We start from the raw sequence: 15,135 nt of genomic DNA, 5'->3' as shown, positions 1-15,135 counted from the left end.
ACAAGGGCGCGTTAAGCGCCCATGAATAAATTTAATCCATCCAGCGGAGATAGAATAAAAGATAAGGATCTCTAATATCGAGAACATCGTTTTCTTGGTCGAATTCTATTATATTATTTGCAGCAGCGGTGTTTGCTATGGCAGTAGAATGTTGACAAGCGCTCGTTATGCCGGAGCCTGAAGGACTTTCGCCAATACATAAGGATTGAACGCGGGAGACTAAGTCTGCATATCGGAATGTTAATGTTGGTGGGTTGAGAGCGATTGCTTTTAATAGGAAAACATAAACATCACCTTGCCAACCTTCTGTCGAAATATATGCCTTACGGTCAGAGCCTCTCGTTTTGGGTCCATCTCTCATTTTATCAACTATCGAACTATAGTCAGCAGACGCAAGCGTCCTTCTGCAAACTTTTTCTAAAAGGTCAGGGTTGTTAGGATATGTAGTCGATGTTATTGATGTAGAGCGCGCATTAATTTCATAACAAGAGTTGAGACAGAGATACTGCATAAGTTGTGGTGAGCCCGCTGACTCTTTGACGAGATTTGAGATGACATTAGTATCCGGGGCGATATTTAATAGCTTGAAGCCCATCTCTGCAATCATTGTAAGGTTGCTTTCATCCCAATAGTCAAAGTCGATATTAAAAATTCGGCCTCTTAAATCTGCATTACCTCTTATCACATCATCTGAGTGATAGGGGACTGAAGCACATATAAACTTACAGTTGTTGGCTATGGCATCTTTAATTTGTCTAGCTAATTCAGCTTGAACCTCTTTGCTGATGTAATGAAAGTCATCAATGAAAACAACAAAGTCTGTCCCGCCGATCTCTTTTTTTAATAATTGCAAGGGATCCACAGAAAAACTTTCAGCGATTTGTGATGCATGTGAATAACCGCCAGTAACAGACCCTTCAACATTTGCCTTAGCAACAAATATGCTTGCTTGACCTGACGCCTTACCAGTCCCTGAAACTGAACTGGTATGGGTTTTTGTCTGAACTTGGGTTACGGGAGTGCCTAATATATCAAATACTCGCATCCAAAGGTCATTTGCTGAGTGAATTCCTGCACCTGTTATCTCTATGAGATTTTCATTACCCAATGCTTTTTTAACAAAGACAGTCTTACCTGATTTAGATGGTCCAGATATCGAAACAAGCATTGTCCCTAGCTCAAGCGCATCTTTGAGTTGCTGCTCTTTTGCCGCCAAATGGACGTCAACTAAAGTGTGGGTGGGATATTTACCCGGTGTAAATACATCCTTTGCATGCATTGTTATTGTTCCTTTTTTCAATGAAAGGGCATCATTAATCTATCGTTGTGAGATATGTAATACAAGTGAGTTAGGTAGGATTTATAGATAATTAATTCATCATAGCGTTATGACTAACCTAAATTCTCTGCAGGAAATCGCACGCGCGATCCGCAACCTTATCCGCACCGGCATCGTGACAGACATCGACCACGACGAGGGGCTTTGTCGTGTCCAGACCGGCGGCATGGAAACCACCTGGCTGAACTGGCTAACCTGCCGCGCCGGTCGCTCGCGCGTATGGTGGGCTCCATCTGTTGGCGAGCAGGTGCTTTTACTGGCTGTCGGCGGCGAGCTCGATACCGCGTTTGTGCTGCCCGGCATTTTCTCTGATGACAATCCCGCGCCGTCTGCCTCTCCTGATGCATTTCATGCGTCCTTTCCTGACGGGGCGGTTATCGAATACGAACCCGAAAGCGGGGCGCTAACCGTGTCAGGCATCAAGACCGCCGACGTCACCGCGTCTGAGTCCATTACGGCCACCGTACCGGTGGTGCTGGTGAAAGCCTCTACCCGTATCACGCTCGATACGCCGGAAGTTGTATGCACCAACAAGCTGACGACCGGCACGCTCGAAGTGCTGAAAGGCGGGACGATGAGCGGGAACATCGAGCACACCGGCGGCACACTGAAATCAAACGGTGTGCAGGTGGATAACCACGCGCACGGCAACGTACAGAGCGGCGGAAGCTGGACTAAGGGGACGCAATGACGGTGCGTTATCTGGGAATGAACAGCCAGACCGGGCTCAGTGTCTCTGAGATTGAGCATATCCGGCAAAGCGTGCGCGACATTCTGGTCACGCCGGTTGGCTCGCGAGTCATGCGTCGTGAATACGGCTCGCTCCTGTCGCAGATGATTGACCAGCCGCAGACTCCGGCGCTGCGCCTGCAGATTATGGCCGCGTGTTATTCCGCGATCCAGAAGTGGGAGCCACGCGTAGACCTCTCGACCATTACCTTTGAACGGTCGGAGACCGACGGCGGGCTGTATGTCGACATCACCGGCACCCGCTCCACCGGCGGCCAGCCATTTTTCATCACCATTCCACTGAGTTAAATCACTATGGCAACCGTTGACCTGAATCAGTTACCCGTTCCCGATGTGGTGGAAGAACTGGACTTTGAAACCATTCTTGCCGAACGCATTGCGACGCTAATTTCGCTTTATCCCGAAAATCAGCAGGAGGCTATCGCCCGGACGCTGGCACTTGAGTCAGAGCCGATTGTGAAGCTACTGCAGGAAAACGCCTACCGTGAAGTTATCTGGCGTCAGCGTGTGAATGAAGCCGCGCAGGCGGTAACGCTGGCCTATTCAACCGGTCACGATCTTGACGTCGTGGCCGGGAACAACAATACCGCGCGACTGACCATCACCCCGGCGGATGACACCACCATACCGCCGACGCCTGCTGTTATGGAGTCCGACACCGACCTCCGTCTGCGTACGCAACAGGCATTTGAAGGCCTGAGCGTGGCGGGTCCGGTCGGTGCTTATGAGTATCACGGCCGCAGCGCCGACGGGCGGGTCGCTGACGTCTCGGTCGAAAGCCCGTCGCCCGCCTGCGTGACGATTACCGTTTTATCGCGCGAGGGTGACGGCACCGCGAGCCCTGAATTACTGGCGATTGTTGATAAGGCGCTGAACGCCGAAGATTTGCGACCGGTGGCTGACCGGGTGACCGTCCAGTCGGCGGAGATTGTACCGTACCAGATTGATGCGACGATCTACGTTTACCCCGGCCCCGAGTCTGAGCCCATCAGGCAGGCATCGGAGCAGAGGCTTCAGAGCTATATCAGTGCGCAGCACCGCCTCGGGCGTGATATCCGCCTGTCAGCCATTTATGCGGCGCTGCATGTTGAGGGGGTGCAGCGTGTCGAGCTGGCATCACCGCAGGCCGACATTGTGCTGAGTAAGTCGCAGGCGTCGAACTGTACCGAGTACCAGATAACTATCGGGGGCTCGGATGAGTGACCGGCTGTTACCCGTTGGCTCGTCGCCGCTGGAGGTCGCCGCCGCTGCCGCGCTCGCTGACATTCAGCGCGTGCCGGTACCGCTGCGCACTCTGTGGAACTGGCGCACCTGCCCGGTAAACCTGCTGCCGTATCTGGCGTGGGCGCTGTCGGTCGACCGGTGGGATGAGAAGTGGCCGGAGGCGACAAAGCGCAGCGTCTGCGCGTCGTCGTTTTTCGTCCATCAGCACAAAGGCACCATCAGCGCATTGCGTCGGGTGGTCGAGCCGCTCGGCTTTCTGATTGAGGTGCGCGAGTGGTGGCAACTCAATGAGGCGCCAGGCACCTTCCGCCTCGTTGTCGGCGTGCTCGACAGTGGCATCACTGACGAAATGTATCAGGAGCTAGAGCGCCTGATTGAAGACGCCAAACCGGCAAGCCGCCACCTCACCGGGCTGGCTATCAGCCTGAGTGCGACCGGCGAGCTGTATGTCGGCGCGGGATGCTACGACGGCGACTCACTGACCGTTTACCCTTACACCCCCGAGGAGATTGTCGTCGGCGGTGAATATTACCCGGCCTCGGCCATCCATTTGATTGATAACCTGAGAGTGAACGCATGACCGCAAAATATTTTGCCATTCTGACCAATCAGGGCGCGGCGCGGCTGGCGAACGCGGCGGCACTCGGTACCAGACTAAACCTGACGCAGATGGCCGTCGGCGATGCGAATGGTACTTTGCCGACCCCGGACCCGTCGCAGACAAAGCTCATTAACCAGAAGCGCATCGCGCCGCTGAACCTGCTAAACGTTGACCCGGCCAATACCAGCCAGATTATCGCGGAACAGATTATTCCCGAGAATGAGGGCGGTTTCTGGATCCGCGAGATTGGCCTCTACGATGATGAGGGGATTCTGATTGCCGTGGCAAACTGCCCGGAGACCTACAAACCGCAGCTGCAGGAGGGGAGCGGCCGCACGCAGACCATTCGCATGATTCTGATTGTGTCGAGCACGTCGGCGATTACCCTGAAAATCGACCCGTCGGTGGTGCTGGCAACGCGCCAGTATGTCGAGGATAAGGTTATCGAGGTGAAAGCCTATGCCGATAATCTGCTGGCCGCACACCTCGCCGCTGCAGACCCGCACACGCAATACCTCAAAACGGCGGATATTGATAAATATATTCCGGTCGGTTTTCCGCTGCCGTGGCCACAGGCAACTCCGCCGGAGGGCTGGCTTAAATGCAACGGCGCGGTTTTTGACAAGGTGAAATATCCAAAGCTGGCTGTCGCTTATCCATCCGGTAAATTGCCTGACTTGCGCAGTGAGTTTTTGCGAGGGTGGGATGACGGGCGCGGGATAGATAATGGACGAGCGCTATTATCCGCTCAGTTTGGCTCAGGGGTTGGGATGTTCCCCGGTGGTTATTCTGATGGAACTCTATACATAGCCCTGAGTGATTTTGATAGCGTTGTCGACAACAGCCCGTCATGGTCACACATAAGCACGTCAGGGATAATTTCAACAATTACCGGGCAAAAGTCATCATTTGGCGCTCGCCCACGCAACGTTGCATTTAACTACATCGTGAGGGCGGCATAATGGCGAAAGCAACGCTGAATAAACAGGGCATTACCATAAAAGCCGGTGACATGACCGTTTATAACTATGACGGTGAAACCCGCGAATATCTGACGTCCTCTGTCGAGTTTCTGGCGCTGGGCGTGGGGATTCCTGCTAATTCCTGCACCGATGCACCGGTCGAAGAAAAAGAAGGTTTCGCGGTGTGCCGCGCGGCCAGTCTTGACGGGTGGGAGTATGTCGCAGACCACCGCGGTGAGACGGTTTATGACACGGAAACCGGTCAGCCAGTCAACATTACCGCGCCCGGTGACTATGCCGTCGGCGTAACTACGATTGCACCGTCGACCCCCTATGACCGCTGGAACGGTAGCGAATGGGTCACGGATAAGAACGCGCAGAAAAGCGGTCAGGTTAAGGAGGCAGAACAGAAAAAATCCACTCTGCTGACAGAGACGCAAAGCGCTATCAGCCTTTGGCAAACCGAGCTGCAGCTCGGCATTATCAGCGACAATGACAAGGCCAGCCTGATTATATGGATGAAATACATTCAGGCGCTGAACGCGATCGACACCTCTGCGGCACCGGATATTGAATGGCCGGAAAGACCAGAATAAACGAAGCCCTCCACCCGGAGGGCTTTTTTGTATGTTGTGTTATCCCTCCACCAACGGCATTGCATCGCGCCTGCGCGACACACAACAGAAAATAGTCGCACCCCTTAACCACGGAGTTAAACAGATGGGCGACTATCATCACGGCGTCGAGGTCATCGAGATTAATGATGGCACGCGCACCATTTCCACCGTCTCGACGGCCATCATCGGTATGGTCTGCACGGCCAGCGATGCTGACGCAAAGACATTCCCCCTGAACGAGCCGGTGCTGATTACCAGCGTGCAAACGGCGATCGGTAAGGCCGGTAAAAAAGGCACGCTGTCAAAATCCCTGCAGGCCATCGCCGACCAGTGCAAACCGGTCATTGTGGTGGTGCGCGTTCCCGAAGGTGTCGACGACCCGTCAGACCCGGAAGCGGCGCAGAAAGAAACCATTTCCAACATCATCGGCACGACCGACGAAAACGGCAAATACACCGGGCTGAAAGCGCTGTTAACAGCGAAAACCGTCACCGGCGTTAAGCCGCGCATTCTCGGCGTGCCGGGGCTGGATACGCAGGAAGTGGCGACCGCGCTTGCGTCGACCTGCCAGAGCCTGCGCGCGTTCGGCTATGTGAGCGCGTGGGGCTGCAAGACCATTTCCGACGCCATTAAATACCGTGAGAACTTCAGCCAGCGCGAGCTCATGGTCATTCACCCTGATTTTCTGGCATGGGACACCATGGCGAACGAAACCGATATTGCATGGGCGACCGCCCGCGCGCTCGGCCTGCGCGCCAGAATCGACCAGGATACCGGCTGGCACAAAACGCTGTCCAACGTCGGCGTGAATGGCGTCACCGGCGTCAGCGCCTCGGTCTCATGGGATTTGCAGGAGCAGGCCACCGACGCCAACCTGCTGAATCAGGCCGGGGTGACAACGCTCATCCGCAACGATGGCTTTAAATTCTGGGGTAACCGAACCTGCTCGGACGATCCATTATTCGTGTTTGAAAACTACACCCGCACGGCGCAGGTGCTGGCCGACACGATGGCGGAAGCGCACGCGTGGGCGATGGATAAGCCCGTTTCTGCAACGCTCATCCGCGACATCGTCGCCGGTATCAATGCCAAATTCCGCGAGCTGAAAAACAACGGCTATATCGTTGACGGCTCCTGCTGGTACGACCCGGAGTCAAACAGCGTGGAAACCCTCAAAGCCGGGAAACTGTATATCGATTACGACTACACCCCCGTCCCGCCGCTGGAAAACCTGACCCTGCGCCAGCGCATCACCGATACCTATCTGGCAGACCTGTCAGACTCGGTCAACAGCTAAGGAGCTCAGAGCATGGCGTTACCACGCAAACTGAAATACTTGAACATGTTTAACGACGGTCTCAGCTACATGGGCGTCGTTGAATCCGTCACCCTGCCAAAGCTGACCCGCAAGCTTGAGAAATATCGCGGCGGCGGGATGCCGGGCTCGGTGTCTATTGACCTCGGCCTCGACGACGACGCGCTGTCGCTTGAGTGGACGCTGGGCGGCCTGCCTGACGTCGCGCTGTGGGCGCAGTACGCGTCACCGGGTGCCGACAGCGTGCCGCTGCGCTTCACCGGCTCATTCCAGCGCGATGATACCGGCGCAATTTCCGCCGTTGAGGTGGTCATGCGTGGCCGTCACAAGGAGTACGACGGCGGCGAGAACAAACAGGGCGAAAGCGGCACGACCAAAATCGCGACCGAGTGCTCGTATTACCAGCTCACGATTGACGGCAAAGAGGTCATCGAGATTGACGTCGTCAACATGGTGATGAAAGTCGACGGCGTCGACCGTCTCGCTGAGCACCGCCGGGCGATTGGCCTGTAACCCGTTAACCGGTCAGCCAGGCTGGCCGGTCACTTACTCACATTCAAAGAGAGCAACATCATGGAAAACATCAACGAAACCGTCACCACCGAAACCGAAAACCCGAACATTGTGATCCTCGATAATCCCATCATGCGCGGTGAGCAAAAAATCGAACAGGTGACCGTGTCCAAACCCAACGCCGGGACTCTGCGCGGCGTGAGTCTGGCCTCGCTGGCTAACTCTGACGTCGATGCGCTGATTAAGGTGCTGCCGCGCATGACGTACCCGGCGCTGACCGAGCCCGAGGTCATGCGTCTGGAAGCATCAGACCTGATTTTGTTCGCCGGAAAGGTGGTCGGTTTTTTGTCGCCATCTTCGGCTCGCTGACCTTCCCGGATAACCTTTCGGTCGATGACCTGATGGCGGATATCGCGGTGATATTTCACTGGCCGCCATCAGAGCTAAATTCCCTGAGCGTGACCGAGCTCATCACATGGCGCGAAAAGGCGCTGCAGCGAAGCGGACACCACCATGAGCAATAACGTCAGACTTGAGGTACTGCTGAACGCAGTTGACCGGGCAAGCCGACCGCTTAAAGCTATCCAGACTGCCAGCAAGACCCTTGCCGGCGATATCCGCACTTCTCAAAACAGCCTGCGCGAACTGAATGCGCAGGCTGGCCGAATTGACGGATTCAGGAAAGCGAGCGCACAGCTTGCCGTGACAGGCCAGTCGCTTAACAAGGCGAAACAGGAAGCCGCCGCGCTGGCCGTCCAGTTTAAAAACACGCAGAACCCTACAACCGCGCAGGCGCGCGCGATGGAGGCGGCAAAGAAATCCGCCGCTGACCTGCAGCTCAAATACAACAGCCTCAGGCAGTCGGTACAGCGCCAGCGCACCGAGCTCGCGCAGGCCGGGATTAACACCCGTACTCTCTCGGCGGATGAGCGCCGCCTGAAAACCAGCATCAGTGAAACGACTGCGCAGCTAAACCGGCAGCGCGAGGCACTGGCGCGGGTCAGTCAACAGCAGGCGCGACTGAGTCGCGTTAAAGAGCGTTATCAGGCCGGTAAATCCCTTGCCGGAGGCGCTGCAGCGGCAGGCGCGGCGGGCGTCGGTATCGCCACGGCGGGAACGATGGCCGGAGTGAAATTACTTACACCCGGTTATGACTTTGCACAGAAAAACTCTGAGCTACAGGCCGTGCTCGGGGTCGATAAACAGTCACCCGAAATGGAGGCGCTGCGCAAACAGGCGCGCCAGCTCGGGGACAATACCGCTGCGTCTGCAGATGATGCGGCGAGCGCGCAGATTATCATTGCGAAAAGCGGCGGGGATGCCGCAGCGATTCAGGCGGCGACGCCAGTCACGCTGAATATGGCGCTGTCTAACCGTCGCTCGATGGAAGAAAACGCCGCGCTGCTGACGGGTATGAAATCCGCGTTTCAGATGTCAAACGACCAGATCGCACACATCGGCGACGTGTTGTCGATGACCATGAACAAAACGGCCGCTGACTTTGACGGGCTGAGCGACGCGCTGACCTATGCTGCGCCGGTGGCAAAAAATGCCGGGGTCAGTATCGAGCAGACCGCCGCGATGGTCGGCTCGCTCCATGACGCCAAAATCACCGGCTCGATGGCGGGGACGGGCAGCCGTGCCGTCCTGAGTCGCCTGCAGGCTCCGACCGGTAAGGCATACGAGGCAATCAAAGAGCTCGGCGTTAAAACGTCTGACAGCAAGGGCAACACGCGCCCGATATTCGCCATTCTGAAAGAAATGCAGCGCAGTTTTGAGAAAAACAATCTCGGAACAAGCCAGAAAGGCGAATACATGAAAACCATTTTCGGTGAGGAAGCCAGCTCGGCGGCGGCGGTACTGATGACCGCTGCCTCAAGCGGCAAACTCGACCAGCTCACGGCGGCGTTTAAAGCCTCGGACGGGAAAACCGCTGAGCTGGTCAAAATCATGCAGGACAACCTCGGCGGCGACTTCAAAGAATTCCAGTCAGCCTATGAGGCCGTCGGTACTGACCTGTTTGACCAGCAGGAGGGCTCACTGCGTGAGCTCACTAAAACCGCCACGAAATATGTTTTAAAGCTCGACGGCTGGATCACCAATAACAAAACACTTGCGTCAACCATCGGGTTAATTGCAGGTGGTGGGCTGGCGCTGATTGGCGTGCTGGGCGGGATTGGCCTGATAGCGTGGCCGGTGGTAACGGGTTTCAACGTGATTATGGCCGCTGCCGGTGTTCTCGGTGCAAATCTGGCCGCAATGGGGGCAGCCATTGTCTCTGTGCTCGGGGCGCTTACCTGGCCGATTGTGGCTATTGGCGTTGCCATCATCGCCGGTGCGCTGCTCATCCGCAAATACTGGGAGCCAATAAGCGCATTTTTCTCAGGCGTAATGGAGGGAATAAAGCAGGCTTTTGCCCCTGTAGTGGAGTTATTCGAACCGTTAAAGCCGGTTTTTGACTGGCTGGGTGACAAACTTAAAGCGGCGTGGCAGTGGTTTAAAGACCTGATCGCACCGGTTAAGTCGACGCAGGAGACGCTCGACAGCTGCAAAAATGCGGGTGTGATGTTCGGTAAGATGCTGGCCGAAGCGCTGATGTTACCGCTCAAAAGCTTTAATACATTGCGTACCGGCGTTAACTGGTTACTGGAAAAGCTCGGGGTTATCAATAAAGAATCAAGCGACCTTGACCAGAAGGCCGCAAAAGCCAGTGCCGCCACCGGCTCACAAAATAGGTCTTATATTCCGGCAACCTCTGCATATGGAGGCTATCAGTATCAGCCGGTAACTGCGCCCACGGGTAAGACTTACGTCGACCAGAGCAAGCCTGAATACAACATTCACCTGAATGGTGGCATCGCGCCGGGCAGCGACCTTGACCGCCAGCTCCGAGAGGCTGTCGATAAACTCGACCGGGAAAACCGTGCGCGTCAGCGCTCAAGTATGCGTCATGACTGAGGGGGATAAAGCATGTTAATGGTTTTGGGCTTATTTGTATTTGAGCGCCGCACACTGCCCTATCAGTCCATGCAGTATTCGAAGGATTACCGCTGGGCGTCAAATGACCGTATCGGCAAGCCACCGGCTTACCAGTATCTCGGGGAAGGGGAAACCACGCGCACGCTGTCGGGTGTTCTCTATCCCGAAATTACCGGCGGACGCCTGTCACTGACCGCCATCGAGCTGATGGCAGACGAGGGGCGCGCGTGGCCGCTGATTGACGGAACGGGCATGATCCACGGCATGTATGTCATCGACAAAGTGACGCACACGCACACCGAGCTATTCAGTGACGGGGCGGCGAGAAAAATCGAGTTTAGCCTGTCCCTTAAACGGGTCGAGAAATCGCTGGCGGCCATGTATGGCGACCTGAAAACGCAGGCCGACAATCTGGTCACGTCTGCCGGTGACTGGCTGGGAGGGCTGGCGGGATGATTACGGGAATGGATATTCAGGCCGGGGCGAAGATAGCCCCGGCGTTTATGCTCAAGCTGGATAACGACGATATCACGCAGGATTTTAGTGACCGCCTTATCAGCCTGACCATGACCGACAATCGCGGATTCGAGGCCGACCAGCTCGATATCGAGCTCGATGACACTGACGGTCAGATAGCTTTGCCACCGCGCGGCGCAACGTTGACGCTGTGGTTAGGCTGGCAGGATTCCGCGCTGATAAAAAAAGGGACGTTCACTGTCGACGAAATCGAGCACAGGGGCGCGCCTGATACGCTGACTATCAGGGGGCGAAGCGCTGATTTTCGCGGGTCGCTGAACTCGCGCCGGGAACAGTCATGGCATGACACCACGCTCGGGCAAATTGTCGAGACGATTGCGGCACGCAATAAGCTGACGGCCAGCGTGGCCGACACGCTGAAAGCCGTCACAGTGCCTCACATTGACCAGTCGCAGGAATCCGACGCGGTGTTTCTGTCCCGCCTGGCAGACCGGAACGGGGCGGCGGTTTCGGTAAAAGCAGGGAAACTGTTATTCCTGAAAGCGGGGAGCGGTAAGACTGCCAGCGGGAAGCCCATTCCGCAGATGACGCTTGAGCGCGGGGACGGCGATCGTCATCAGTTTGCCATTGCTGACCGGGAAGCCTACACCGGTGTGTCGGCAAAATGGCTGCACACCAAAGACCCGAAGCCGCAAAAGCAAAAGGTGAAGCTCAAGCGTAAGCCCAAAGAGAAGCACCTCCGCGCGCTGCAGCACCCGAAAGCGACCAAAGCCCCGGCGAATGCCAAAGCCAAAAAAGAGCAGGAGGCGCGCGAGGGTGAGTATATGGCCGGTGAGGCTGACAACGTGCTGGAGCTTACAACCATCTACGCGACAAAGGCGCAGGCCATGCGCGCCGCTCAGGCGAAGTGGGACAAGCTGCAGCGAGGCGTCGCTGAGTTTTCAATATCGCTGGCTATTGGCCGCGCCGATTTATTTCCTGAAACACCAGTCGCGGTGAAAGGCTTTAAGCGCGTCATAGACGAGCAGGCTTGGATAATCAGCCGGGTGGTGCATAACCTTAACAGCAACGGCTACACGACGGGCTTAGAGCTTGAGGTTAAGGTTTCGGATGTGGAGTACGAAAGCGAAGAATTAACGCAGTGATTTGTTTTTATGTGTTTGTTATATAAAGATAAACTGAGTAAAATTAGCGCATCGGAAAATAAATGAGGTGCTCGACATGTTTCACTGTCCAAAATGCCATTTCGCCGCTCACGCCCGCACAAGTCGCTATTTTACTGACACGACCAAAGAGCGCTATCACCAGTGCACAAACATCAACTGCAGCGCGACGTTTGTGACCACTGAGACGGTCGAGCGCTTTATCGTATCGCCGGGGGTAGTAGTACCAGCGGCACCGCACCCTACATCATCCGGCCAGCAACAAATTCACTGGCAGTGACCATAAGTAAACCCCGCAAAAGAGGCAATGCCGTTCAGTTAAGGAATTGAGGTTCGATAACCCGAACCTCGAGCGGAGGAAACGGCTGAAAGCCTTGTTCCTTAGTTATTCCTTAATGCACAAAAATGAAATTCTCTTAGATCAAATTGTTTAATTAATCGACATCGCCCGTTGTGTGGACTGCCCATAAACTCGGGCTTTCTGCTTGTTTAGAAGTCACTGTATTTCTAGGGTTTCTCGTCAACCTCTTCTTCAGAAATAACCTGCACCACGTGCCCGCACTCCACACACACTACATGTAGTTGTTTATCATTTTCAGACTCAAAAATATCGCTTTTTAAACTGTGGCAATTATGGCATTTTATTTCACGATCAAAACCAATGAATTTAAGGAATAGGTTTTGAATTAATGAAACAGCAGTGCAAGTAAGTAAGAGGCAAATTTTTGCATCGGGAAGATTTTTATTTGAAGAATGCACCGTTTCAGCGGATAAATCCCACGCGGATTCAATAGTCGAACGACAATATTTTCTTAAGCTCGAATTACGTTTTCCTGTAGCATATAACCCAATGACTATACGGCATATACTCTTGAAGTCAGCAGCTTTGACATTCTCTTTTTTTAAGATATCCTTATGTGTTTTATAAAGATGCGCAGCTAATTCAATCATGCTTTCCCGGCAAGTCAACCCAATGGCTTGGATGTTTTCAGGGCCGTCAATATGGTTCAGAGCAATCGCGCTCGCGTTTAGCCTACGACTTATGGAGCGAAGCATCTCTATATCTAAAGGCAGTTCATCAATAACATGTTTGAAATCATTATGATGTTTTGCTTGCAGTCTTTGCGTTATGCCTAAATGAAAGGAATATACTTCATCAGCAGAGAAGAAATACTCATTTTGAGTGTATAGATTTAAAGGGACGCATTCACCTTCAGCAACCCACCAATTACCATCGTTTTTAGTTCTGACATTCCAAATATTAACTTCGTGGCCTAGTTCGTTAAATGACTGTTCAACCTGCATGTACTTTATATTATCTACATTTTGAGATATCAAATAATCAGCAATTCTTTTTTCAGCATCAATTCTATACTCAGGTGTCATTTTTATTTCCTTCAACAAGATACAAGCCTGAACGCGCATGGGCTTACCAAAACAAGCAGACACTAACAATCAGGTTATGAGGCGCGACGGCCTCGCAAACTGACCCATCAGTTTCTCAACCAGCAAACCGCAGTTCGGCTTACCATACAATGCGTCCATCTGGCGTATAGCCTTTGGCCTGTTTTACTATACTAAAATCAACTATTCCATATGGGTAAATCTTATTTACTTTAAATACAAGATTTGCAGCCAATTGCATTTTTGACTTGACAACTTCAGTGCGCAAAACGATATTTGACGTCCCTTTTATTTTAGCGCTAGGATAAATAAGACCATCAACGTCAGAATGTTTATCAAGAAGAATACGGCAAAAAATCCTTGAGTAAATATAATTCACCTCATGGGCATTGACACTATTTAGCAACTCAGCAGAAAGGGCATCCATATACAAATATGATAGTAAAGCACGGATGTCATCCTTACCAATCCTGCTAATGGCGTCCCGAATTTCATTAAACACTTCGATTGAAATTGTATTTACACCGTGATACGCATTAAATACCTCGCCGATAGCAAAACATCGCATTCCAGACTCTGAGGTTTTCGGCATTTCAAAATGAGCTATGTGAACATAATCCCCTTCCTTTGCGTTAATTTCGGCTAAAGCTGTTCCGATACTATAGGCACCATAGAAGATATCTTGTCCACCTTCATTCATTCGGCCTATTTTACATTTCTCTGGAGGAGGGGGGTATATCTCACTGATATTATTATATCCGCATTCGTTTGAGCACTTCCGTGCTCTAAATATTGGCCTGTCATAACCGAACTTGAAGTTAACACCGCCATATGATTGAAGATACCATCTTAGCAATCCTTCCACTTTTTCTGGTTCTGTAGTGGTTAGTAATTCTTTGCGAAACAGATCAAGGCTATTTAATTCAATTACCTTTAGCTTATTATCCATGACCATTCCTATAATTTTAAAACTTCGTTATTAGCCTTACACTGCATGCTGACGTTTTCCTGTCGCTGAGTCTATTGCACAGGCTAACAATTTATGGCTATTTTTCAATGTACAAGTGCAAAAAATCATGACTTTCTAGAAGTTGTTAGTTGAACACGAAAGGCAAGCGCCAGCATTCAGATAAGGCGTAGGGGAAAGCCCATACACCGACAATGTCGAACGGCTAAACGATTTTATGAATAAAAATTTATTTTGTGCATCAAGGAATAACGAATGAACAAGGCTTTCAGACATGTTTACTCCGCTCGAGGTGTGTGTTATCGAACCTCAATTCCTTAACTGAACGGCATTGCCGCAAAAACGAGGTTTTTTTGTATGCTGATTACTTAAAAAGCCGTGTATGTGAAAGCATGATCCCTTTTGCTTTCTCAGGCGTTGCTTTCCCCATTTCCTGACAGGTATCGAGCGGGTTTTCCAGCACATAACCCTGCGCTTTATGCTTGTTGAGAATGTGCAGCTCTTTGACTGTTTTCAGATATTTCATGGGGACATCTTTTGTCCAAATATCCATGCAGGCACCGGCGTTGATAATCGCATCGTAGACGGTAGGGGTAATTTGGTTCTCGTTGAGTGTCACCGTCAGCGTGTCACTGCTTTTAGAAACCTCGATTGGCTGCCATGGTTTAAGTGATTTTTTCATAGTGGCGACGTCATTTGCCTGTGAGGTAAAGGACAAGAGGGCGATGGATAGCATGAGCGTAATTTTCAGGAGTTTCAAAATAATTTCCTTATTAAACAGATGTTTGAAATTTATTGTGTCATTAGAATAATAGAAAAGTAAA

At 52.5% G+C, this 15,135-nt stretch carries 18 protein-coding genes; 14 read left to right on the top strand and 4 right to left on the bottom strand.

Annotated elements, in window-relative coordinates:
• Positions 1 to 31: 31 nt before the first annotated feature.
• The gene (locus HBM95_14970; GenBank protein NIH44228.1) at positions 32 to 1,279 is read right to left on the bottom strand and encodes an ATP-binding protein; all 1,248 of its coding nucleotides are present in this window, start codon (positions 1,277 to 1,279) and stop codon (positions 32 to 34) included.
• Positions 1,280 to 1,388: 109 nt separating this feature from the next.
• Here HBM95_14970 and HBM95_14965 point away from each other — a divergent pair, with 109 nt between their 5' ends.
• The 14 genes from HBM95_14965 to HBM95_14900 all read left to right on the top strand — a co-directional run bounded on the left by HBM95_14965 (position 1,389) and on the right by HBM95_14900 (position 12,220).
• Entirely contained in the window at positions 1,389 to 2,030 is a 642-nt protein-coding gene (locus HBM95_14965; protein NIH44227.1) for a phage baseplate assembly protein V, read from the top strand.
• Entirely contained in the window at positions 2,027 to 2,377 is a 351-nt protein-coding gene (locus tag HBM95_14960; GenBank protein NIH44226.1) for a baseplate assembly protein, read from the top strand. The genes HBM95_14965 and HBM95_14960 overlap by 4 nt, the downstream gene beginning before the upstream one ends.
• 6 nt (positions 2,378 to 2,383) lie before the next feature.
• Positions 2,384 to 3,292 (top strand): baseplate assembly protein, encoded by a 909-nt coding sequence (locus tag HBM95_14955; GenBank protein NIH44225.1) that lies wholly within the window; start codon positions 2,384 to 2,386, stop codon positions 3,290 to 3,292.
• Positions 3,285 to 3,893 carry a phage tail protein I gene (locus HBM95_14950; protein NIH44224.1) on the top strand — a complete coding sequence of 203 codons (609 nt, stop codon included), beginning with the start codon at positions 3,285 to 3,287 and terminating at the stop codon, positions 3,891 to 3,893. The genes HBM95_14955 and HBM95_14950 overlap by 8 nt, the downstream gene beginning before the upstream one ends.
• A complete protein-coding gene (locus HBM95_14945) occupies positions 3,890 to 4,876 on the top strand; it encodes a phage tail protein (protein ID NIH44223.1) in 987 nt (328 codons plus the stop codon). Before HBM95_14950 ends, HBM95_14945 begins: the two co-directional genes overlap by 4 nt.
• Positions 4,876 to 5,472 (top strand): tail fiber assembly protein, encoded by a 597-nt coding sequence (locus tag HBM95_14940; protein NIH44222.1) that lies wholly within the window; start codon positions 4,876 to 4,878, stop codon positions 5,470 to 5,472. Before HBM95_14945 ends, HBM95_14940 begins: the two co-directional genes overlap by 1 nt.
• Before the next feature lie 124 nt (positions 5,473 to 5,596).
• The gene (locus HBM95_14935; protein NIH44221.1) at positions 5,597 to 6,790 is read left to right on the top strand and encodes a phage tail sheath protein; all 1,194 of its coding nucleotides are present in this window, start codon (positions 5,597 to 5,599) and stop codon (positions 6,788 to 6,790) included.
• Between the two features lie 12 nt (positions 6,791 to 6,802).
• Positions 6,803 to 7,321: a phage major tail tube protein gene (locus HBM95_14930; GenBank protein ID NIH44220.1), complete on the top strand. Its 519-nt coding sequence runs from the start codon at positions 6,803 to 6,805 to the stop codon at positions 7,319 to 7,321.
• A 60-nt stretch (positions 7,322 to 7,381) separates the two neighbouring features.
• Positions 7,382 to 7,690, top strand: coding sequence for a phage tail assembly protein (locus HBM95_14925; protein ID NIH44219.1), 309 nt, complete (start codon positions 7,382 to 7,384; stop codon positions 7,688 to 7,690).
• Positions 7,691 to 7,722: 32 nt separating this feature from the next.
• Entirely contained in the window at positions 7,723 to 7,845 is a 123-nt protein-coding gene (locus tag HBM95_14920; GenBank protein ID NIH44218.1) for a GpE family phage tail protein, read from the top strand.
• Positions 7,835 to 10,279, top strand: a complete 2,445-nt coding sequence (locus tag HBM95_14915) for a phage tail tape measure protein (protein NIH44217.1) — start codon at positions 7,835 to 7,837, stop codon at positions 10,277 to 10,279. The genes HBM95_14920 and HBM95_14915 overlap by 11 nt, the downstream gene beginning before the upstream one ends.
• 12 nt (positions 10,280 to 10,291) lie before the next feature.
• A complete protein-coding gene (locus HBM95_14910; GenBank protein ID NIH44216.1) occupies positions 10,292 to 10,756 on the top strand; it encodes a phage tail protein in 465 nt (154 codons plus the stop codon).
• Positions 10,753 to 11,922: a phage late control D family protein gene (locus HBM95_14905; protein NIH44215.1), complete on the top strand. Its 1,170-nt coding sequence runs from the start codon at positions 10,753 to 10,755 to the stop codon at positions 11,920 to 11,922. Before HBM95_14910 ends, HBM95_14905 begins: the two co-directional genes overlap by 4 nt.
• Before the next feature lie 76 nt (positions 11,923 to 11,998).
• Positions 11,999 to 12,220 (top strand): DNA-binding transcriptional regulator, encoded by a 222-nt coding sequence (locus HBM95_14900; protein ID NIH44214.1) that lies wholly within the window; start codon positions 11,999 to 12,001, stop codon positions 12,218 to 12,220.
• A 227-nt stretch (positions 12,221 to 12,447) separates the two neighbouring features.
• On the opposite strand, the gene HBM95_14895 is transcribed toward HBM95_14900, so the two are convergent.
• The 3 genes from HBM95_14895 to HBM95_14885 form a co-directional block, all read right to left on the bottom strand.
• Complete coding sequence (locus HBM95_14895; GenBank protein ID NIH44213.1) at positions 12,448 to 13,326, bottom strand: hypothetical protein; 879 nt, start codon at positions 13,324 to 13,326, stop codon at positions 12,448 to 12,450.
• Between the two features lie 139 nt (positions 13,327 to 13,465).
• Positions 13,466 to 14,293 carry an RES family NAD+ phosphorylase gene (locus tag HBM95_14890; GenBank protein NIH44212.1) on the bottom strand — a complete coding sequence of 276 codons (828 nt, stop codon included), beginning with the start codon at positions 14,291 to 14,293 and terminating at the stop codon, positions 13,466 to 13,468.
• 382 nt (positions 14,294 to 14,675) lie between these two features.
• Positions 14,676 to 15,047 carry a hypothetical protein gene (locus tag HBM95_14885; GenBank protein ID NIH44211.1) on the bottom strand — a complete coding sequence of 124 codons (372 nt, stop codon included), beginning with the start codon at positions 15,045 to 15,047 and terminating at the stop codon, positions 14,676 to 14,678.
• Positions 15,048 to 15,135: the final 88 nt, after the last annotated feature.

It is taken from the genome of Enterobacter asburiae, assembly GCA_011754535.1.
Classification (GTDB): domain Bacteria; phylum Pseudomonadota; class Gammaproteobacteria; order Enterobacterales; family Enterobacteriaceae; genus Enterobacter; species Enterobacter cloacae_N.
Note: the sequence above shows the minus strand (reverse complement) of the source record. Positions and strands in the feature narration are given on the sequence as shown.